Origin of the sequence: Phormidium sp. FACHB-1136 (assembly GCF_014697375.1) — a bacterium.
Taxonomy (GTDB): domain Bacteria; phylum Cyanobacteriota; class Cyanobacteriia; order Phormidesmidales; family Phormidesmidaceae; genus Nodosilinea.
Genome location: NZ_JACJRS010000035.1, coordinates 1 through 20,343, shown reverse-complemented (window position 1 = coordinate 20,343; position 20,343 = coordinate 1). Strand labels below are relative to the sequence as shown.

Genomic DNA, 20,343 nt, shown 5'->3' with positions numbered 1-20,343 from the left:
TCCACGGAAGTTCCATAATTCTCAAGGTTTCAGCCTCACCTTTAAGCGGATTCCGTCCCCCCCCTAGGAAGAAAGAAACAGGCCCAATCTGCAAAACAGATGTGAGAAATTCGGCTCACCGTAGGGTGGGCACTGCCCACCACCCCCACCTCGCTACGTTCAGGGATCTCACCATGACCGCCATGCTGCCTTGCCACGGTTCAACTTTCTACCCAATCTCGCTACGTCGATGGGGTCTACCGCTATGGGGGTCATTCATCGTCTGTTGCGGCTTCACCCTTCCCGCCCAAGCCCTCACCATGGGCGAAGCCACCGCCCAGAGTCAGCCCCTCTACCCGGACGACACCTTGCCGAACCGGATGCCATCCCTACGGCCCCTGGAACCGACGGAACCGACGGCACTGGATGGCCCGCTCGTCTATCCCCTCGACGACTACCGCCTAACGGTGGGCGACATCATTTACATGATTGTCGCCAATGTGCCCGACTACAGCGGCACCTTCCAGGTCATGCCCGATGGATCGCTGAACTTGCCCGTGCTGGGGCGGGTGGAGGCCTGGGGCAAAACCCTGACCGAAGTGGAGCAGGCCATTACCGAGGCCTACACCACCGCCGAAATTCTGGTGGCACCCCGCATTACCGTTACCCTGTCTCAGATCAGCCCTCTGCGGATTGCAGTGATTGGGGAAGTCACCCGTCCCGGCACCTATGCCCTCTCCCCGGATCAGGGCAAGCTACCGACCGTCGCCATTGCGTTGGATGCGGCGGGGGGCATTACCCAGCACACCGACCTACGCTCGATTCAGGTGCGCCGAGTCAGCCCCAACAATCGCCAACAGGAAACCCTCACCGTTAGCCTGTGGGATGTGCTGACCCAGGGAGACCGCAATCAGAATATTTCCCTGCGGGATGGCGACACGATTGTGGTGCCGAGGGCAGACCCCATTGCCATTGCCGACTCGCGGGAAATGGCTCGGTCTACCTTTTCGTCGGGCAGGATTCGGGTCAATCTGGTGGGCGAAATTGCCAGCCCTGGGGTGATGGAAGTTCCCCCCGATACCGCGCTCTCGGAAGCCCTGCTGTTAGCCGGAAACTTTACCAACCGCTCCCGACGGGTGGATGTGCAGCTCCTACGCCTCAACCCCGATGGCACCGTGACCCAGCGCACCCTACCCGTAGACTTCGCTAGCGCCATCAACGACGAAACCAATCCCCTCCTGCAAGACCGGGATGTGATTTTGGTGGGGCGCAACTGGTCAGCCTCCCTAAGCGACTCCATCGGCACGGTACTGCAACCCCTGAGTGGGGCGTCTTCCCTGTTTAACCTGTTCCTGCCGTTTTTGCTGCTTCGCTAAGCCAACCCCTGGGTGTCTCCCCATCTACCATGACTCACGATCTAGACGTTACGACCCAAAACCCCTTCCCGATACCGTCTACGTCTGGCACCGACTCTGGCCTGATGAGCACGGTGCTGGGCGTGGTGCGCCGCAAACTCTGGCTGATGCTGACCCTAGGATTGACCATGGGAGCGATTTCGGTGGTTCAGAATGCCCAGGTAGTGCCCGTCTATCAGAGCAGCTTTCGCCTGCTGGTGGAGCCGGTGAGGGATCAAAAAAATCTCTCCCGCCTAACGGATAGCCAACAGGGCGGCACCAAACAGGAGTTAGACTACACCACCCAAATCGAGGTGCTGCTCAGCCCCGAGGTGCTTGAGCCGATTCTGGCGCAGGCGACGGATCGCTATCCTGACGTGAGTTATGGCGGCGTGATTGGCAAGCTTTCGGTCTATCGCCTAGGGGAAACCAAAATTCTGGAGGTAAAGTACACCCACAGCAACCCGGATCGGGTGAAGGCGCTGCTGGAGGTTGTTGCCCAGGGGTACCTGGAGTACAGTCTGGACTCCCAGCGGTCGCAACTGTTGCAGGGCATCGCCTTTGTGGATGAGCGCATTCCCCGCATTCAGGAGCAGGTCAACGGTTTACAGCAACAGATCCAGAACCTGCAACAAACCTACCAGTTCCTAGAACCCGACGACTTCGCTGCCGAACTGTTCGACCGCACCTCAGGCATCACCAGTGCCCGACAGGCCTTGCGGGATGAATACATTGCCCTAGAGTCCCAGTACAACGCGCTCCTCGATCAGGCCAGCGCCTCGGCCACCCTGCGCCAGTCTGCGGCCTACGAAACCCTGCGCCAGGAATACCAAGTGCTGCGCCAACAACTCGCCATCGAGTCGGCCCGCTTTGGCCCCAACAGCCCCACCATTCAGCTCATCCAGCGGCAGCAGGAAAACCTGGCCCCCCTCCTCTTTGAAGAAGCCGAGCGGGTGATTCAAGATCAGATTGCCCAGGTTATGAGCAGCATGGCGGCTATCTCTGCCCGTGATCAGGATTTGGCAGCCACCGAAGCGGCCCTAAACAGCCAGATTCAGGCGGTGCCGGGGGTGGCCCGCAACTATCAAGAACTGCAACGGGAGCTACTGCTGGCCTCCAACAGCCTGACCCGCTTCCAGGAAACGAAGGAAATTCTACAAATCCAGGCCTCCCAAAACGAAATTCCCTGGGAACTGATCACCCCGCCCACCGACGCTCGCCGTAAACCGGGCACCTCTCCGATCAAAGCCTTGATGACGGGGTTTGCCATGGGATCCATCCTAGGGTTGGCCCTGGGCTACCTGATCGAAAAGCTGGCCAACACCTACTACACCCTCGACGACATCAAAAGGAAGGTGCCCCTGCCCGTTCTGGGGGTGATTCCCCTGTACCCCGAACTAATGGATGCCCAGCCCGAAGCCCATGTGGTAGACCTGCGGCCAGAGACCGCCGCCACCTCCCTAGCCGCCGATGCAGAGGCCCTGAAAGCTCAGCTCAAGAGCATCATCAGCCCCAAACTCAACAACTGGCAGGACTATGTGCTGGAGAAAAAGGCTGCTGACCAGGCTCAGTTAGACTTGGCCGAGACAGATGCCCAGGCTCCCGCCTCGGCAAAATCCGCGAAATCCGATCCGTCCTCCGATTCGCCATCCCCCGCCGACCGCTGGCTGATGGAATACGACAGCTACGGTTTTCTGGAGGCGTTTCGGGCCTTGCACGCTAACCTAGAACCCTTTGACCTGCGATCCCTCGTGGTCACCTCGGCCCTCCCCGGTGAGGGATCGACCACCGTGGCCGTACACCTGGTACAGGCCGCCGCCGCCATGGAAAAGCGCGTGCTGCTGGTGGATGGCCAGTTTCGCCGGGGAGGCACTCGGCTGAGTTCTCTGCTGGGCATCCAGGCCGAACCGGGGCTGAGCGACTACATCAACAACCGGGCCAGCCTCAACGACATTACCCAACGGCTGTCGTGGGAGTCGAATTTGTTTGCCATCAGTTCGGGTACCCCGTCTATGGATCCGACTCGGTTACTGTCGTCGTCGCGCATGAAAGAGCTGATGGCCCGCATGGAGAAAAACTTTGACTTGGTGGTTTACACCATGCCGCCCCTGATGGGTCTGGCCGATGTCAGCCTGGTGGCCTCGAAGACCAACGGCGTTCTCCTGGTGACCTCCCTCGGTCGTCGCCGCATTGCCGATGCCCTGAACCGCACCCTAGAACGAATGCAGGTGGCGCGGGTACCCATTATGGGGCTAGTGGTGAACCAGGTGAAGAACTACGCCGTGGATTTCTATGCCCGGTCGGGGTAGACCCCTGCGGGTATGGTTCGACTGGCCCCTGGTATCCACGAAATGGGCGAGAAAACCTCGCCCCTACGTTTTGCCTAAATGGTTGGGCAAACGTGATCGCAAACACCCGACCCGCACCATGGAAATCATGCCGCACCGGATCTCCCCATGACGTTTGCCGCCTCCCCTCAGACCGAACCGCCAGCTCCGTATCGGGCGTCCTCTGATGCCCAGCCCTTGCCCCGTCGAGTGCTGATCGTCAGCCCCCACTTTCCGCCGATCAATGCGCCCGATCACCAGCGCATTCGCACTGCCTTGCCCTACCTCAGCGAATTTGGCTGGGAGGCCGAAATCCTCACCGTCCACCCAGGGGAAGTGCCCCACCCCCAGGATGATCTGCTGTGGCAAGCGTTGCCGGAATCCCTGGCGATCCACACCGTAAATGCCCTGCCGAAGCGGCTAACTCGGCTGGTGGGCCTGGGGAATGTGGGCTGGCGTTGTCTCCCCTACCTGGCCCAGGCCGGAAATCAGCTTCTAGGGCAGCAATCCTTTGATTTGGTCTTTTTTTCGACCACCATCTTTCCGGTGATGATTTTAGGGCCTTACTGGCGGCGGCGGTTTGGCGTTCCCTTTGTGGTGGATTTTCAAGACCCCTGGCGCGTAGAAACGGCCCCTGCCGGACAACACCGCCCTGGCGGACGGCTCAAATACGCCCTGGATAAGGCCCTCGCCACCTTTTGGGAACCCAGGGTGATGCAGCAGGTCAGCCAGGTGATTTCGGTCTCCCCCGCCTATCCCAAAACCTTGCAGCGCCACTATCCCTGGCTTCAGGCCGATCAGCTTACGGTGCTGCCCTTTGGTGCCCCAGAGGCAGATTTTGATCGCTTGCCCCACCTACCCCTCCGTCAGACCCACTTCGATCCCCAGGATGGTCGCCAGCATTGGGTGTACGTGGGTCGGGGTGGGCCAGATATGGCCCTGGCGTTGCGCGGCCTGTTTTTGGGGCTAAAGCAACTGCGATGCCAAGACCCCAACCTGCCCCAGCGTCTCCACCTTCACTTCGTCGGCACCAGCTACGCCCCCGCCGGACGCGACACCCCAACTATCCAGCCCATCGCCACGGCCTGCGGCGTCGATGACCTGGTGACCGAGCATCCCCAACGCATCCCCTACTTTGAGGCCCAAAAGCTGCTCACCGCCAGCGATGTCATCCTCCTAATCGGTTCCGCCGACCCCCAATACACAGCCTCCAAGCTCTACCCAGCCGTGTTGGCAAAAAAGCCAATTTTGGCCATTTTTCATCAAGCCAGTTCCGTCGTAGACATTCTGCACCAAACCCAAGCGGGCCAAGCCATCACCTTTGACGAAACCACCGACCCAGCCCACCTTGCGACCCAAGTGATTCCCCACCTGAAAACCTTACTAGACCAGCCAAAACACACCCCGCCCCCCACCCAGTGGGACGCCTTTGCGCCCTACACCGCCCGCACCATGACCCAAACCCTATGCCGAGTGTTTGACCAAGCGGTTTCCTCTCCATCCCCCTAACGCCCAAACCATGGCCCTTCCCCCTCCCCAAAAAACCCAAACCATGACCCTCCTGTTCTGGGCCGGGATGGTGGCGTTGCTGTCCGCTAACCTAGACAGCCTGCGGGCGGTGCCTCCCTCCACCGCCATTGGGGCCTTGGCGATTGGGGTAGCCTGCATGTTCCCGGTCTATCTCTGGTGCGATGGTCAGGTGCAGGGGTTGCCCGTTTTTCCCTTCTTTTCCCTCACCTATTTGTGGACGTTTTGCCTGCCCCTGCTGAGCGAAAACCCCAACGTGTGGGCCTACAGCCCAGAGGCTCATCTCAAGGCGGCTCTCTCAACGGTGTTGTTCTTAGTGAGCGGCACCGTCATTTGGCTGCAAATTGTGCGCACCCCAGAAACCGTCAAGAAACCTTTTCGCGCCCTCAAGACAGACACCGCCGATAACGTTTTCATCGCCATGGTGGCGGCGGGAGCCTTTTTGAATATGTACGTGGTCGGCGGCTGGAGCGGCATCCCCGACAAGCTGTTTACCATCGTGCGGGGGATCATTCTGGGGCTGAGCTTTTTAGGAATCTTTGTATTGGCCTACCGGGCAGGCCAAAATTCCATGCCACGCACCAAGCAGTACATTTTCTTTGCGGCCCTGGTGGCCAATATCGCCACCGCTGCGGCAGGATTGATCCTCAAAACAGCGCTAACCCTGTTTTTGCTGTCGGTGATGGCCTATGTTATTGGCGGCAAAAGACTTCCTGTGATTGGCTTGTTGATGGGATTTTTTCTGCTGCTGCCTCTCCACTACGGCAAACACGAAATGCGCCATAAATACTGGGAAAGTGAAACGGCTCACTATGTGCAGCCTTGGCAGTATCCGGCCTGGTTTAGCGAGTGGCATGGCTATGCCGAAGAAAACAAAAATCATGTTCCTGAACGGTGGGAAAAAGTCGAAGAAAAAGAGTCCTTTGTGGAACGATCTAGCGTTATCCACATGCTGATGATGGCGCAGGAAAAGATTCCAGAACCCTATCCCTACCTAGGCGGCAAAACCTATGCCATCATTCCCGGACTGTTGGTACCAAGAATTTTGAATCCCCAAAAACCTCGCAGTCACGAAGGTACCCACATGCTGAACGTCCATGTGCGGCGGCAAACCTACCAGCAAACCTGGAAAACCACCATCGCCTGGGGATTACTGCCAGAAGCCTACGCCAACTTCGGCTATTTTGGCTGTCTGCTGATTGGCGGCATTATGGGCGCATTCTACGGCACCATTACCCTAGCGGCCATCGGCACTCCACCCTTCTCCGCTCGGATGATGTTCTGTGTGCTGGTGATGAGTTTGGCCCTAGCTTCAACCGAGTGGACCGCAGGTGTGTATGCCGCCACGCTTTTCCAATCTTCAGTACCCATCGTTGGTATTAAGTATGCCTTTATGAAAGTCTATCGCCCAAACTCGCGAGGTCGAAAGCCGAATAACCTCCTAGCCTATAAATCTCCAGTTAAAAATTACTATCCCTATTTAATACAACCCAAATCAAAAGACAATCAGGCCGCCAAATCATTTCGGTAAATTTCCATGAAACGTCTTGCTATTATCACCTCCCATCCAATTCAATACTATGCCCCCTGGTTTCGCTGTTTACAGGCAAACGCTGGTTTAATTCTTCGAGTGTTTTATTTGTTAGATCCAACAGTCACTAATCAGGCTGATCAACAGTTTAAGGGGGGTATGCAATGGGATATTCCTTTATTGGAAGGCTATGATCATGAATTTGTTTCCAATGTCAGTAAAAGACCGGGGACAGGTCACTTTTGGGGATTACAAAATCCAACCCTCATCCAACAGGTGAAAGCTTTCCAACCGGATGCGGTGTTGATGATGAACTACAACTACGCCAGCCTGTACAGATTTTTAGCCTCCTGGAACGACACGCCGCTGCTGTTTCGGGGAGATTCCCATCGCCTGATCCCTGAAATCGGTCTAAAGGCTAACTTGAAGCGACAGTGGATTACCCAGATTTATCGACGCTTTGATGCCTGTCTCTATGTGGGTAAGGCGAATCGGGATTATTTTCGATATCACGGTGTTGAGGAAAATCGACTCTTCTTTTCGCCCCACGCCATCGACAATGATCGGTTTATCGGACAGGCTAAAACAACCGCCCTAGAAGCTGTTCGGTGGAAGAAAGATCTGGATATCCCCCTGGATCACCAAGTTATTCTCTTTGCAGGCAAGTTTATTAACAAAAAACGTCCCCTAGATTTGCTTCAGGCGTTTCTCAAGGCAAAGTTATCCAACGTATCGCTACTCTTTGTCGGTGCGGGTGAATTGGAAGATGACCTCAGACGACAGGCTCAGTTGTCTAGACATCCCCATATTTACTTTGCGCCCTTTCAAAATCAAAGCACGATGCCCCGCACCTATGCGGCGGGGGATGTGATGGTTTTACCGAGCTATGGCCCCAGCGAAACCTGGGGATTAGCCGTTAACGAAGCCCTCTGTCTAGGAGTGCCCGTGATTGTGAGTGACCATGTGGGTTGCGCGTCGGATCTCGTCATACCCGAAAAGACGGGTTTAATCTTTCCCGCCGGGGATATCGATGCCCTGGGCCGCAGTTTACAGACTGCCCTTAGCGAGGGTGGTCGGCAACTCAAATTATGGGGACAAACCGGACAGCACCACATTAGCCATTACAGCTACCACTACGCCACCGAGGGATTACTCTCGGCCCTCTCGGCCTCATAAAGTCATACATCCACAAACATGATGCTAAACCCGAACGCAAACTTGCCTCCCCCAAACTAAGAACTATCAACTCTCTTCTCACACATTATGTTTCCACTGATAGTTCTGGGGGCTGCGGCCCTAACGGTTGCAAGCCTAACACCTATCGTCCAAAGTCTGGGCCTGAAATTAGGTTGTGTTGATCAGCCCAATGCCCGCAAGATTCATCAACAACCCATCGTCCGGATTGGTGGGGTCGGAATTTTTGCGGGCACCTTTTTGGCTTGGTTACTGGTTGGCAGATTGGGCCTGAATGCCTTAGACAGCTCTATTTTTCTGGGTCTGTTGTTGGGCGGTCTGGGCTTTTTTGCCACGGGTTTATTGGATGACCTGTTTAACCTGTCGCCCTTTGTGCGGTTGGGGATGCAAGCCATTCTGTCGGCAACGGTGTGGAGTTTGGGGATCCGGCTGGAGGCTCTGCCCCTGCCCGGTTTGACGGCAGCCTTGCCGTCCTGGCTGAGCCTGCTGGTGACGTTCCTCTGGCTGGCTGGCATGGCCAACGCCATCAACTGGCTAGACGGCATGGATGGTCTGGCCGCAGGCACCACCACCGTCGCTGCCGCCGTTTTAGCCGCCATGATCTGGCCCCTGCATCCCACCATGGCGCTGATGGCCCTGGGCCTCTGCGGTGCCACCCTGGGCTTTTTGAAGTACAACGCCGCCCCCGCCCGCATCTTCATGGGAGATGGCGGCTCCTACTTCCTAGGGTTTGCCCTCGCTGCCCTCGCCACTATCGGCCTCCCCGCCAATGGCTCCTTCACCGCCACCCTTCTACCCTTCATGGCCCTCCTGATTCCCGTCCTGGATATGACCCTGGTGATTGGGGCCAGACTGGGCGACCGCAAATCCCCCTTCCACCCCGACCAACGCCACATCCACCACCGCCTGATGCACGCCCAGTTGCCAAAATCCACCGTGGTCTGGTGCGTGTACGGCCTCACCCTGCTATCCGGCCTAGGAGCCATGGCGCTGCAACATACCCACGCTGGCTGGTGGCTCATTGGGGCTACCTTGGCTCTCTTCACCCTCACCACTCGCTCGCTCTGGCCCCAGCCGGAGATCACCGTTGCAAGTCTCCCTTCGGTCAGTCCGTAAACCATTTTGACAACATCCGCCCCGCTTCTCCCCGATACCAAGGGACGAGGAGACCTCGCCCCTACCGACTCCCGACTCCCGACTCCTCTGGATCCCCCCTTCACCCTTCACCCTTCACCCTCACCATGTCCCAAACCATCCACCTCTGGACCCCTGGCCTCTTTGACTTCAAAGGCGGCATTCAAACCTACTCAGGCTTTCTGCTCCAGGCGTTAAAGGCCGTCTTACCGGACGCCACCCTGCGCGTGTTTACCATGCATGATCGGCCCATGGGGTTGTCTCGAAAGGGCGTCTCCCGGCTCACCTTTCACACGGCAGGGCAAGTCCATCCCCGGTTACGGACGGCCTACTTTGCCGCCCAGACGTTTCAAGAGGCTCTGTGGGAGCGGCCCGACCTAATCATCACCACCCACGTCAATTTCACGCCCGTGGCCCATGCCCTCAAAACGCTGGTTGGGATTCCCTACGTTGCCATCGCCCACGGGTTTGAAGCCTGGGATGTGGAGAAACCCCAGGTGCGGCGGGGCATGGCCGGGGCCGACCGAATTTTGGCGGTGAGTGGTTTCACCTACGACCGCATCCGCCAGTCCCAAGCCCTTCAGAACCTGGGCATTTTGCCGAACACCTTTGATGCCAATCGGTTTCAGATTAAGGCCAAACCGGGGTACCTGCTCCAGCGCTATGGTCTGCAACCCGATCAGCCCGTCATCCTCACCGTTAACCGACTGGCGGCAGGCGAACCCTTCCACAGCTACGACCAAATTTTGGCGGCAATGCCTGACATCCGCAAATCCCTCCCCAACGTGCATTACCTGATTGTCGGCAAAGGCGATGACCGCCCCCGCCTAGAGCGGCTGATTGCCGAACGCAACCTGCAAGATTGCGTCACCCTGGCCGGGTTCATTGCCGACGACGAACTGCCCAACTACTACGCCCTCTGCGATGTGTTTGCCATGCCCAGTAAGCTCGAAGGCTTCGGCATTGTCTACCTAGAAGCCATGGCCAGCGGCAAACCCGTCCTAGCCGGATTCGACGGTGGCCGGAATGCCCTCAAGCAAGGAGCACTCGGTGCCCTGGTCAATCCAGACAACGTGGACGCTATCGCCACCACCCTGACCCAAATTCTGTCCGGCACCTACCCCAATGCCCTGATGTACGAACCCCAAATGCTCCGGCGAAACGTCATCCAATCCTTTGGACAGCCCACCTTTCAGCGAATTCTGGCCGGACATCTCTCCCAACTGTTGCAACCTGCCGCCCCACCCCTCGACCAATCCGCAGAACCCCTGCATCCCGCGAGATTACTGGTTTCGCGATGACACCAAATCCACGGGATCCCCACCCCCCCCGTAGGGGCAGGGTCTCCCCGCCCGCCCACCCCTCATCCAGGCCCATCCATGATGAAGATCCTCCACGTCATCCCTTCCCTGTCCCCCGTTCGGGGTGGCCCCAGCCAAGCCCTGTTAGAAATGGTGCAAGCCCAACGCCAGCAGGGCATTGATGCCGTCGTAGCCACCACCAACGACCACGGAGATACCACCTTCTCGGCCCCCTTTGGGCAGCGCATCGACAGCGGCTCCATTCCTGAACTGGTCGGCCCGTCCGTTCCCGTCTGGATTTTTCCTCGGGTGCTGTCTCAGCGGTCGGCCCTGCGGGAATTTGCCATCGCCCCGGCCCTGGCCCCCTGGCTGTGGCGGCATGTCCCAGACTTTGACCTGGTGCACATCCACGCGATTTTTAACTATCCCACCACGATGGCGATGGCCGTGGCTAAGGCGAGGGGCGTGCCCTACGTCGTGCGTCCCATCGGTTCGCTGTGCCGCTGGTCGCTAGAGCAGGGCCGCACCAAGAAACAGATCTACCTCAACACCGTGGGTCGCAGATTGTTGGCCGCCAGCGAAGCCCTCCATTTCACCACCGTCCAAGAACAACAAGAAGCCCTAGAAGCCGGGTTTGATGGCGCTAACTTCATCCTGCCTCATGGGGTGCAGGTGCCCGCCGTTTTAAGCCATGCTCGTCAACAATTGCGGGCTGAATTGAAAATTCCCGCCGATCATCAAATTCTGCTGTTTCTCTCACGGCTGCACCCCAAAAAAGGGATTGAGCATTTAATCGATGCCCTGGCCAATGTGCCTGAGGAAAACGTTACCCTGGTGATTGCGGGCCGTGGCGATTCTAGTTACGAAACGGCGATTAACCAGCGCATCCTAATGGCCGGATTGAGCGAGAAAATCCGACAAATTGGCTTCGTCAGCGGTGAATGGAAAAACCTTCTGCTCCAAGGATCTGACCTGTTTGTGCTGCCCTCCTACTCAGAGAATTTAGGGATTGCCGTACTGGAAGCTATGGCCGCCGGATTGCCCGTGATTACAACGCTGGAGGTGGCGATTTCACCCCTGATCCAAACCCACCAAACGGGCCTAGTGACAACCGCTCATCCCCCCGCCTTGGCGATGTCAATTCAGCACTATTTGCACCATCCCGACCTCGCTGGCAGGGATGGCCAGAACGGTCGCACCCTGGTGGAAACCCAATTTAGCTGGCCAACCCAGGCCGCAAGGTTGACGGAGCAATACGCTCGCTTGACCCAGCAGAAAACCGAAGCATTCCCGATTTCCGATGGGGCAGAACCATCCAAAGTCCTGCTGTCCTAGCCATGACACCCGACTACCCACCCGAAACCTATGCAAACTCTCACCCTGTCTACCCAAGCCGCTAACCCCATGCTGGCCACCATCACGCCAGTGATTTTGACCTACAACGAGGCCGACAATATTAGCCGCACCTTGAAGCGTTTAACTTGGGCCAACCGCATCGTGGTGGTAGACAGCTTCAGCACCGACGAAACCCTAGATATTCTGGAGAACTATCCCCAAGTAGCCTTGTATCAGCGCCCCTTTGATACCCATGCAAATCAGTGGAACTATGGGCTGTCTTTAGTCGAAACGCCCTGGGTGCTCTCCCTCGATGCCGACTATGGTTTGAGTGACGAATTGACCGATGAATTGACCTCCCTTGACCCAGAAAATGGGATAGATTGCTATAGAATTCCCTTCCAGTACTGTGTCTTTGGCAAGCCCCTAAGGGGGAACATTCTGCCACCAAGAGCGGCCCTATTCCGGCGGGATAAAGCCACCTACATTGACGATGGCCATACTCAGTTGTTGCAGTGTTGGGGCAAGACCGCTACCCTCAAAAATCCCATTCTGCATGATGACCGCAAATCCCTTAACTGCTGGCTCTGGGCACAGGATCGCTACGCTCTGTTGGAAGTTCAAAAGCAACTGAATACCCCCCCAGAAGCCTTGGGATGGAGTGATCGTATCCGCTGCGTTCCTGGTCTATCTGCCCCCATCATTTTGGCCTATTGCTTGATTCTCAAAGGGGGCATTCTCGATGGCTGGGCCGGATGGTACTACGCCTTTCAGCGGGTGGTGGCGGAGTTAATCCTTTCCCTGCGGTTGATCGAGGCTAAATCACATCAGTAGATCACTTGTTGAATTCATCCGTCCGCACAAGAATACACGTTGTTTTTAACGCTTAAGGTCACGGCCATGGCTGATATTTGTCTTGATCAGTACCGTACAGGCTCCTACACCCCTGGAGCATCGGTTTTCAAACAGCTTCTCTGGTTCTACCTGGGCGATTTTCTTGTACAAACACCGCTCTTACCTTTTTCGGGTATTAAAGTGGCTATTCTTCGTGGCTTTGGTGCCCAAATCGGTCGAGGTGTGAGGATTAAGCCCCACGTTAAAATTAAGTTTCCCTGGCGGCTGACGGTAGGCCATCACACCTGGCTCGGTGAGGGGCTATGGATTGATAACTTAGCCCCCGTCGTGATTGAGGATCAGGTTTGCCTGTCCCAGGGCGTTTACCTCTGTACGGGCAACCACGATTGGAGTCAGCCGACCTTCGACCTGCGGGTTAGCCCTATTCACATTAAAAAGAGCAGTTGGATTGCCGCCAAAGCGGTGATTGGGCCGGGAGTTACCATTGGGGAAGGGGCCATTCTGGCCCTGGGTAGCGTGGCCTCCCAGTCCCTAAAACCGTGGACGATCTACGGCGGCAACCCAGCCCAAGCCCTCAAGCCGCGATCCCTTAAAGCGAACGAGCCCGGTCTAGAGGCAACCGTCGGGGAGAGGTTGCCTCACCCACTGATATCAGGGTAATTAATCAGACTTGTAGACTCAGTAGATCACAAACACGCTCTTTTGCCGTGATCCCGCCCACCCTACGGGAAGCAAGCGACACCCCCAACCCCTCTCCCACAAGGAGAGGGGAACTGGAAACGGTCTTCAAAGTCCCTCTCCCTTGGGGAGAGGGATTTAGGGTGAGGGCTGCGGGGGCTTTGCAATCTACTGAGGATTTAGGACTCGTTGGGCTTGCAGGTCGTGAATGGTTTGCCGAGCGGCGAGTAAGTCTTGATGGAGTAAATGGGTTTGCAACACCCGTCGCACCCGCTGGCGCAGCACTGCCCAGTGGATGGGTTTGGTGACGTAATCCACTGCGCCTACGGCAAAGGCCCGTTCTACGGAGGGATTGTCCGACAGGGCCGTAATCATGAGGACGGGGGGACAGTGGTCGCCAAAGGTGGTGTGCAGAATCTCGCAGCAGGTGAAGCCATCCATCTCGGGCATAAGGGCATCCATCAAGATCAGGTCGGGCAGGTGTTGCTCGCAGAAGCTGAGGCAGGCTTTGCCGTTGCTGGCGGTTTCTACCTGGTAGCCTTCGACGGTGATGGCGTGGGTGAGCAGGCGGCGTAGGTTACGCTCGTCGTCCACAATTAGCACCGTAGGTTGAGGATGGGTCATGTTAAGGAAGGGATAGAGTGGCAATCTCGGACTGTAGGGCCACCATGACCTCAGCGTAGAGGTGCTCGATTTCAGCCAGGGCGGTTTTCTGGTCGTTGGGCGACATTGGGCCATAATGCAGTTCTAGTTCCTGGCAGAGGTTGCCCAGGGAAAGCACCCCCAGGTTCAAACTCATCGACCGTAGGGCGTGGGCCTGGTGGCGAATCTGGCTACCCTCCTGGTCTTGAATGGCTTGGTGGAGTTGTTGTAGGCAGCGGGCGGCATCTTCTTGATAATTGGCGATTAACTCGGCCAGCAGGCTATCGGCCTCCTCGCCAGCCATGGCGCGAATGCTGTTGATCATCTCCCGATCCAGCAGCGGTTGATCGGGGTTGGGGGCGGATGGAGCGGGTTGGTCAGAGGTAGGCCGCGAAAACTGAGCCATGGCATCCGGGTGGTAGATCCGTCCGTAGCGCACCAGACAATCCGTGAGGGATTGCAGCAGAATCGGCTTACTGAGAAAGTCGTTCATCCCCGCTTGCAAAGACCGCTGGCGATCCTGCTGGTTAGAGTGGGCCGTCATGGCCACAATCCAGGGGCGTTCGGGGGTAACGGCAGGCAGGTGGCGAATCAGCTCGGTGGCTTCGTAGCCATCCATTCCCGGCATTTGCACATCCATCAGCACCAGATCGTAGGGAACCTGCTGCACCCGGTCGAAGGCGGTGAGGCCGTCGCTGATGCAGTCTGGCTTATACCCCAGCCGTTGCAGCATTTTAACGGCAACCTTCTGGTTTACGGCCAGGTCATCGACCACCAGAATATTTAGGGGTAATGATGTTCCCAGGATCTGATTGGAGTCGTCATGGCCATTCACCAGGGCGGAGGTCTCGACCTCAACGGGTTTGGTGCCGTCAGGATGCTGTCGAGATAGCATCAGCGGGGCTTGAATGGTGAAGTGGAAGGTGGTGCCCACGCCCGGTTGAGTCTGGAATCCGATGGTGCCTCCCATGGCTTCCACGAGCTTTTTACAGATCGCCAACCCCAACCCAGTGCCGCCAAAGCGTCGGTTGACGGAGGTATCCAGTTGGCTGAAGGCTTTGAATAAGCCATCACAGTTTTCTTCAGGAATGCCCACGCCCGTATCTTGAACGGCAAAGCGAATTTCAGCCGTATTCTCCAGGGCTGTAGGGTCTTTTTGAACGGCGACGTCGAGGGTGACGCGGCCTTTTTGGGTAAATTTCACCCCGTTGCTGACCAGGTTAACCAGCACCTGCCGCAGCCGGGTCACATCGCCAATGATACGGCGGGGAACGTCGGGGGCGATGTTCAATTGCAATTCCAGCCCCTTCTCGTCCGCCAGGGAAGACATCATATGCACCACATCCTGCACGCAGCGATGCAGGCCAAAGCCCCGCCGCTCTAGTTCCAGCTTGTCGGCCTCAATTTTTGAGAAGTCCAGGATATCGTTAATCAGCGCCAGCAGCATCGATCCGCTGTTGTGGATGGTATCGACAAAATCCTGTTGCTCGTCATCCAGGCGGGTGAGGCGCAGCAGATCGGTGAGGCCAAGGATGGCATTGAGGGGAGTGCGAATTTCGTGGCTCATGGTAGCTAAAAAGTTTGATTTAGCCCGATTTGCCGCCTCAGTAGACCGGATTGCCTGCTCTAGCTGTTGCTGCACCCGTTTGCGCTCGGTAATGTCGCGATACTGCCAGAGATGCCCCTGGTAGTCGTTGTCAATGAAGATGGGAATGTAGTCTCGCTCTAGGGTGCGACCATCAATCAACTGAATTTCCTGACCGATCAGGGGTTGGCGGATCTGGAGAATCTGTTGAATATCTTCAATCACGGTCTGGGGATCCTGGAATAGGGCCGCCGCCTGCCGCAGCAGACTGTCACAATCGGGGCCTCGCAGGGCTTCGGGGGAAAGGGGCAGCCGAAAGATATCGCAAAAGGTCTGGTTGGCCAGCAAAATCCGACGGTTTTCGTCCTCTACCAAAATGCCAGATTCCAGGTTTTGAATCAGGGTGGTCAGGCGAGATGTGGTCTTTCTCAGTTGCAGTTCCATCTGCTTTTGTTCGGTGATGTCCCGCACCAGCCCCAGGCACCCCAATACTTTGCCCGATGGATCGGTTAGAGGACTATAGCGAGCTTCAAACACCCCCTTCTGCCCGCTTTCGGGTACGGTAAAGGCTCGATTTTGGGCTACGACAGAATGCCCCGCCATGGCCATGGCCATCAGCTTGTCTTCGCCCTTGTCTTTCAGGCAGGGAAACACCTCCCAGGCCACCTGGCCGATCACCTCGCGGTGAGATAGACCAGACATCTTTTCCATTGGCCCATTCCAGACCTGGTAGCGAAAGTTGGTATCCAGGGCAATAATGCCATCCACGGCACTTTCAATCAGCCGATCCGAAAATTGCCGTAGCTGCATCTGCTGAATGGCGTGGAACAGGTGTTGGGTGAGCTGCCGCAAAAACGATAGTTCCAGCGGGCTCCAGTGGCGAGGATGGCTTTGCTGCGCCACCAGAAAGCCCCAAACCTCAAGGCTTGTCGTCGTCTCGTCCTGCCATTGCGATGCCTTTTGCCAGTCGAGACTCAGGTAGATGGGAACGAGCACACTGGCCTGAATGCCTAGGGCCGAGAGCATGGTCTGCTCGCAGGGGGTCAGATCCGCCTCTGTTAGGTTATCAATGGCTCTGGGCTGTTGTAGGGTGGCCTCCGCCAACCAGCGTTGTAGGCATTGGGAGAAATCGAGGGAATGGTCTGGCAGGGGGGGCAGGGTGGCCTTGGCCTGCACCGCCGCAGGCTGAGCCTGACCGGAGGCACCAAGCTGATAGATGACGACCCGATCAGTTCCCAGCAGTTGTTGAACATCATCCACGGTGTTTTGCAGAATGTCCGTCAGGCTATCGGCCTGGTATAGCCGCAGGGCCGTGGTGGAGACTAAATCTAAAAAGTGAGTTGCGCCATTGAGATCAGGCAGACTCATACTGCACCTCTCGCACGAATAGGCATTGTTCAAGGGTTTGGATCCTGTCGGCGGTGAAGGATCGGTTGTGTCGCAAACTGTCCACCAGCAGCCGCTGCATGTGGTAGTAGGTGCGTGGGGACTCGTCCGTAGACCCGTCCGTAGACCCATTGCCCCAATCACCACTCCAGCCGCGATAGCGGAACACGGCATCCTGAAGACCTTGGCACCACGCCGCCCCCTGGGACTCGCACCAGGTCGCCAAGTCCCCCTGTTCTTCCAGCGCATCCAGCAGTTGAGTTTGGAGTTGACTCAGCGCATCCGCCAAATCCGGCCCTAGGGAAAATCGCTGGGGCAGATCCATGGCAAAGGCCAGGTCAAATCCCCGCTGCCCATCGGTATCCCTCAGCCAGTGCCGAGCCTGGTGCAGCAGGCGTATCAGGGCCTCATCTAGGGCGAGGCTGGGGGGCAAATCTAGCGCCAGTCGGGCCTCTAAGGCGGTGGCCAGGTCGATTCCCTGCTCCAACCGCAGGCCCAGGTAAAATCCCCGCAGCGCCGCCGGATGATAGTCCTCGGCGATGGCTTCCGCCTGATCTTTGGCCCAACCGACCAGCGCCATCAACCGGGGATGGGCCAGGACGTACTGCTGGCTCTGTCGCCAGAGGGCTTCCCACAGGGCGTCGGGTTGGGGCACCATTTCCACCGTGAGGAGGATCACCTCCCGCCAGCGGGCATCGGCAATGTGGCTGGCCAGGTCGGCCCAGTCCTCAGCGTTGGTTTTGGCTAGGGCCGTTAAGGCCCATCGGCGGGCGGTGAGGAATTCCTGAAAGCTGAGGTGGGCAAAGGCATAGCTGCCCAATTCCCGTTCCGTCAACATCCCGTAGTGTTCAATCAACACTTGCAAAATAGCTTTGCTGTCGGCCCACAGCCGCTCTAGGGTATCGCCCTGGGCACCCCGATTTACTAGGCTTTTGGCAATCAGGCCCAGCAGTTCCGCCTCTTCTAGCACCACCCGGCCCTGTTCAAAGCTGTGGGCCGCAACGTCGGCCAAAACTCCGGTCAAATCTAGGGGAGATAGGTGCCGCAGGGGGTGGCTGCGATGGATGCCCCGCTGCTGATCCCACTGCCCCAGCAGCAAATCTAGCGCCTGCTGATACAGCTTGCTGCGCTGCTCTGGAAACTGGCCAAACCGCTGAAAAACCAGACACATCAAATGCAGCAGGATGGGGGTGAGGGCCATTTCCCGCAGGCGGTCGTTCTCCGGGTGGTTGAGGGTCTGCAAGAAGGTTTGGGCGAACCACTCCCCCTGGATGGGCTGGCTGGCCGCAAACCATTTCTCCACAAAGGCCTCGACCTGCTGGGGGGCAAATTCCGTTAGTTCCAGGGTGACTAAGCCATTAAGCTGCGGCAGAGGCCCACCGCTGCGCCCAGATATCAGCACCCGCAGCCCAGGGTAGGTATCCAATAGGGTCTGGATTTGCTGCGTTACGGCCCGATGCTGCTCTATGGGGAGTTCGTCCCAGCCATCTAGCAAGAGCCAGATCCGGCCCTGCTGCCACAGATGATCCACTTGCGATGGGCTTAACCCACTGGCCAACCAGCGCTGGTTGAGGTACTGCTGCACAGGGATGTCCGCCTCAGACACCAGGGCCAACTGGCGCAAACGCAGAAAAACGGGCAGGTAAGCCATCCCGTCGCCCCGCAAACCCTCAGCGCTGATTTCCAAAACTAGATGCTGTAACAGGGTGGTTTTGCCCGCCCCCGGCCCCCCCACGATCAACACCCGCGAGTGGGGCTGTATGGCCTCGGTCGCGGGTGTTTTGGCGAGGCTAGCCGCTGCTCCAAACCGTTGGTGGGGCCGTAAATAGGCCTCTGTGTAGAGTTGGGCCAGGGTGATGGGCTGGTGCAGATCGAGGGGGATCTCCAGCAGGTGGCACTGGGATTGGGCCAGGGTAATCAGGTGCAACCGCGCCTCGGCCAAATCACCCCCTGGGTTCTCGGAGGTCGAGGCAACGGCAGCCTGGGCCTCTTCCAAAACCAGATCCGGCGTATCCGCAACAAAGGCGGATCGGTCAACAATATCTTCCCAATCTAGATCCAGGGTGAAACAGATATCAATAAAAATGTGGCGTTCTACCGGACGCCCAGAAAAAAATTTCCACACAGACTGGCGGGTTTGCAAACCCACCTCAGCCGCCAAATATTCCTGGGTCCATCCGCGCAAGTCAAAGGCTCGCTTGGCCCTAATGATGCCGTCTTGAGATGCCTTGAACGACCGTTTCGCCATGGTTCTTCCGGGTATATTGTGAGGTCTTAGCAAATCACTGCTTTCTAAGACACTGTTCTAGAGGCCATCCGCTAGAACCGGAAATAAACCAGAAAAACAGGCAAAAATCAGTATTTACTCTGCCTTAAATACACTGAGAACACAAATCAAAACCAGTATTTATGCGGCCATGGCAAGGTCAAGCCTTGGAGTTGGACAACCTCATGGCCATCGTCAGAACCGTTGCAGGTAACGGCCACGCTCTGTTGACTGCCATAACGTCGTCAACGCCATTCTGTACGTCCTCGTCACGGTTCGCGATCTAGGTGAAACTCTACCGCACCAGCAGCGTTACCCCAGCCATCAGCAACCCCAGCCCCAGCGCCTTGGTCAGATCCATAGGCCGCACCATGGCCCCAAATAGGCCGTAGTGGTCGATGATGGCCCCCGCCACAAACTGGGTGGCCACCATCACCGTAAACCCCGCCGCCACCCCCAGTCGGGGCACCACATAGCCAATCGCCCCAATAATCACCAACCCCATCAGGCCAGAGGTGAGGGCGTACCAGGGCACCGTATTCCAAGCCTTGAGGTTCCCCCCCTGGGCCACCAGCATCGCCATAGCCACAACTACCGCCCCGCCAGAGTAAGTAATAAACACGCTCTCCAGTGGCCCCATCGCTACCGACAGCAGCCCCATAAACTGCCCTTGCAGCGCCGTGGCAATGCCGCCCATCATGGCCAGAAAAATTACAAACAGGTTTGCCATAGGAGATGCTTATTCAAAGGAGGGGTAAATGTCTATTTAGTCTATGACACAGCGCAGATTCTCTGGTGAAGACGCATCAAAATCATCGGAAGCGGTAGGCGTGGCTACACATCAGCCCGATAGACCCAAAATCCTTACGATAGGCCATCTGCTCCAGCCTTTTGGATTTTTAGGTTTCGGGCCTCAATAAACGCTATGGCTTGCTGCTTGTAGTCTAAATAGGCGGCTTTGGTCGATGGCAGCGGTGATGACTCAAAACCCTCAAAGGGCATAAAAAATTTCACAGCGGAGAAATCAGGGGTGACCATATCCTGGAGCAGAAAGAACTCGACATAGCCCCGAAAATCTTCAAATAGGTCAAAGAAATCGACATAAGCTGTTAGTCATCTAAACTGCGTATAATACATTAAAATTCTGGAATAAGCCATGGGAGTCAGAAACTATCTAACGTCAGAGGAAAAGCAAGAGCTTCAGAAGCA

The 20,343-nt window shown here is 57.0% G+C and carries 14 protein-coding genes; 10 read left to right on the top strand and 4 right to left on the bottom strand.

Annotation, left to right across the window (positions count from 1 at the left end; genetic code table 11):
• Nucleotides 1-173 precede the first annotated feature (173 nt).
• From H6G62_RS12345 to H6G62_RS12300, 10 genes are all read left to right on the top strand, one after another.
• Nucleotides 174-1,355 carry a polysaccharide biosynthesis/export family protein gene (locus H6G62_RS12345; protein ID WP_190495515.1) on the top strand — a complete coding sequence of 394 codons (1,182 nt, stop codon included), beginning with the start codon at nucleotides 174-176 and terminating at the stop codon, nucleotides 1,353-1,355.
• A gap of 29 nt (nucleotides 1,356-1,384) precedes the next feature.
• Nucleotides 1,385-3,682: a tyrosine-protein kinase domain-containing protein gene (locus H6G62_RS12340; protein WP_190495513.1), complete on the top strand. Its 2,298-nt coding sequence runs from the start codon at nucleotides 1,385-1,387 to the stop codon at nucleotides 3,680-3,682.
• A gap of 147 nt (nucleotides 3,683-3,829) precedes the next feature.
• Nucleotides 3,830-5,209: a glycosyltransferase gene (locus tag H6G62_RS12335; protein WP_190495511.1), complete on the top strand. Its 1,380-nt coding sequence runs from the start codon at nucleotides 3,830-3,832 to the stop codon at nucleotides 5,207-5,209.
• Between the two features lie 10 nt (nucleotides 5,210-5,219).
• Nucleotides 5,220-6,758, top strand: coding sequence for a hypothetical protein (locus H6G62_RS12330; protein ID WP_190495509.1), 1,539 nt, complete (start codon nucleotides 5,220-5,222; stop codon nucleotides 6,756-6,758).
• Nucleotides 6,759-7,034: 276 nt separating this feature from the next.
• The gene (locus tag H6G62_RS12325; protein ID WP_347239348.1) at nucleotides 7,035-7,934 is read left to right on the top strand and encodes a glycosyltransferase family 4 protein; all 900 of its coding nucleotides are present in this window, start codon (nucleotides 7,035-7,037) and stop codon (nucleotides 7,932-7,934) included.
• Between the two features lie 87 nt (nucleotides 7,935-8,021).
• The gene (locus H6G62_RS12320; RefSeq protein ID WP_190495505.1) at nucleotides 8,022-9,068 is read left to right on the top strand and encodes an MraY family glycosyltransferase; all 1,047 of its coding nucleotides are present in this window, start codon (nucleotides 8,022-8,024) and stop codon (nucleotides 9,066-9,068) included.
• Between the two features lie 125 nt (nucleotides 9,069-9,193).
• Entirely contained in the window at nucleotides 9,194-10,387 is a 1,194-nt protein-coding gene (locus H6G62_RS12315) for a glycosyltransferase (RefSeq protein ID WP_190495503.1), read from the top strand.
• A 78-nt stretch (nucleotides 10,388-10,465) separates the two neighbouring features.
• Nucleotides 10,466-11,722 carry a glycosyltransferase gene (locus H6G62_RS12310; RefSeq protein WP_190495501.1) on the top strand — a complete coding sequence of 419 codons (1,257 nt, stop codon included), beginning with the start codon at nucleotides 10,466-10,468 and terminating at the stop codon, nucleotides 11,720-11,722.
• A 30-nt stretch (nucleotides 11,723-11,752) separates the two neighbouring features.
• On the top strand, nucleotides 11,753-12,556 hold the full coding sequence (locus H6G62_RS12305; protein ID WP_242051960.1) for a glycosyltransferase family 2 protein: 804 nt from the start codon (nucleotides 11,753-11,755) through the stop codon (nucleotides 12,554-12,556).
• Between the two features lie 66 nt (nucleotides 12,557-12,622).
• Complete coding sequence (locus H6G62_RS12300; RefSeq protein WP_199324939.1) at nucleotides 12,623-13,237, top strand: WcaF family extracellular polysaccharide biosynthesis acetyltransferase; 615 nt, start codon at nucleotides 12,623-12,625, stop codon at nucleotides 13,235-13,237.
• 186 nt (nucleotides 13,238-13,423) lie between these two features.
• Here the strand turns inward: H6G62_RS12300 and H6G62_RS12295 are convergent, their stop codons facing one another.
• The 4 genes from H6G62_RS12295 to H6G62_RS12280 all read right to left on the bottom strand — a co-directional run bounded on the left by H6G62_RS12295 (nucleotide 13,424) and on the right by H6G62_RS12280 (nucleotide 19,864).
• The gene (locus H6G62_RS12295; protein WP_190495499.1) at nucleotides 13,424-13,879 is read right to left on the bottom strand and encodes a response regulator; all 456 of its coding nucleotides are present in this window, start codon (nucleotides 13,877-13,879) and stop codon (nucleotides 13,424-13,426) included.
• Nucleotide 13,880: 1 nt separating this feature from the next.
• Nucleotides 13,881-16,850: an ATP-binding protein gene (locus tag H6G62_RS12290; RefSeq protein ID WP_190495497.1), complete on the bottom strand. Its 2,970-nt coding sequence runs from the start codon at nucleotides 16,848-16,850 to the stop codon at nucleotides 13,881-13,883.
• Nucleotides 16,837-19,116: an NACHT domain-containing protein gene (locus H6G62_RS12285; protein ID WP_190495494.1), complete on the bottom strand. Its 2,280-nt coding sequence runs from the start codon at nucleotides 19,114-19,116 to the stop codon at nucleotides 16,837-16,839. Before H6G62_RS12285 ends, H6G62_RS12290 begins: the two co-directional genes overlap by 14 nt.
• Nucleotides 19,117-19,429: 313 nt before the next feature.
• Nucleotides 19,430-19,864 (bottom strand): DMT family transporter, encoded by a 435-nt coding sequence (locus tag H6G62_RS12280; protein ID WP_190495492.1) that lies wholly within the window; start codon nucleotides 19,862-19,864, stop codon nucleotides 19,430-19,432.
• Nucleotides 19,865-20,343: the final 479 nt, after the last annotated feature.

Coding starts and splice junctions, on each gene's coding strand:
- H6G62_RS12345 (WP_190495515.1), top strand. CDS start 174: ATGACCGCCATGCTGCCTTGCCACGGTTCAACTTTCTACCCAATCTCG.
- H6G62_RS12340 (WP_190495513.1), top strand. CDS start 1,385: ATGACTCACGATCTAGACGTTACGACCCAAAACCCCTTCCCGATACCG.
- H6G62_RS12335 (WP_190495511.1), top strand. CDS start 3,830: ATGACGTTTGCCGCCTCCCCTCAGACCGAACCGCCAGCTCCGTATCGG.
- H6G62_RS12330 (WP_190495509.1), top strand. CDS start 5,220: ATGGCCCTTCCCCCTCCCCAAAAAACCCAAACCATGACCCTCCTGTTC.
- H6G62_RS12320 (WP_190495505.1), top strand. CDS start 8,022: ATGTTTCCACTGATAGTTCTGGGGGCTGCGGCCCTAACGGTTGCAAGC.
- H6G62_RS12315 (WP_190495503.1), top strand. CDS start 9,194: ATGTCCCAAACCATCCACCTCTGGACCCCTGGCCTCTTTGACTTCAAA.
- H6G62_RS12310 (WP_190495501.1), top strand. CDS start 10,466: ATGATGAAGATCCTCCACGTCATCCCTTCCCTGTCCCCCGTTCGGGGT.
- H6G62_RS12305 (WP_242051960.1), top strand. CDS start 11,753: ATGCAAACTCTCACCCTGTCTACCCAAGCCGCTAACCCCATGCTGGCC.
- H6G62_RS12300 (WP_199324939.1), top strand. CDS start 12,623: ATGGCTGATATTTGTCTTGATCAGTACCGTACAGGCTCCTACACCCCT.
- H6G62_RS12295 (WP_190495499.1), bottom strand. CDS start 13,879: ATGACCCATCCTCAACCTACGGTGCTAATTGTGGACGACGAGCGTAAC.
- H6G62_RS12290 (WP_190495497.1), bottom strand. CDS start 16,850: ATGAGTCTGCCTGATCTCAATGGCGCAACTCACTTTTTAGATTTAGTC.
- H6G62_RS12285 (WP_190495494.1), bottom strand. CDS start 19,116: ATGGCGAAACGGTCGTTCAAGGCATCTCAAGACGGCATCATTAGGGCC.
- H6G62_RS12280 (WP_190495492.1), bottom strand. CDS start 19,864: ATGGCAAACCTGTTTGTAATTTTTCTGGCCATGATGGGCGGCATTGCC.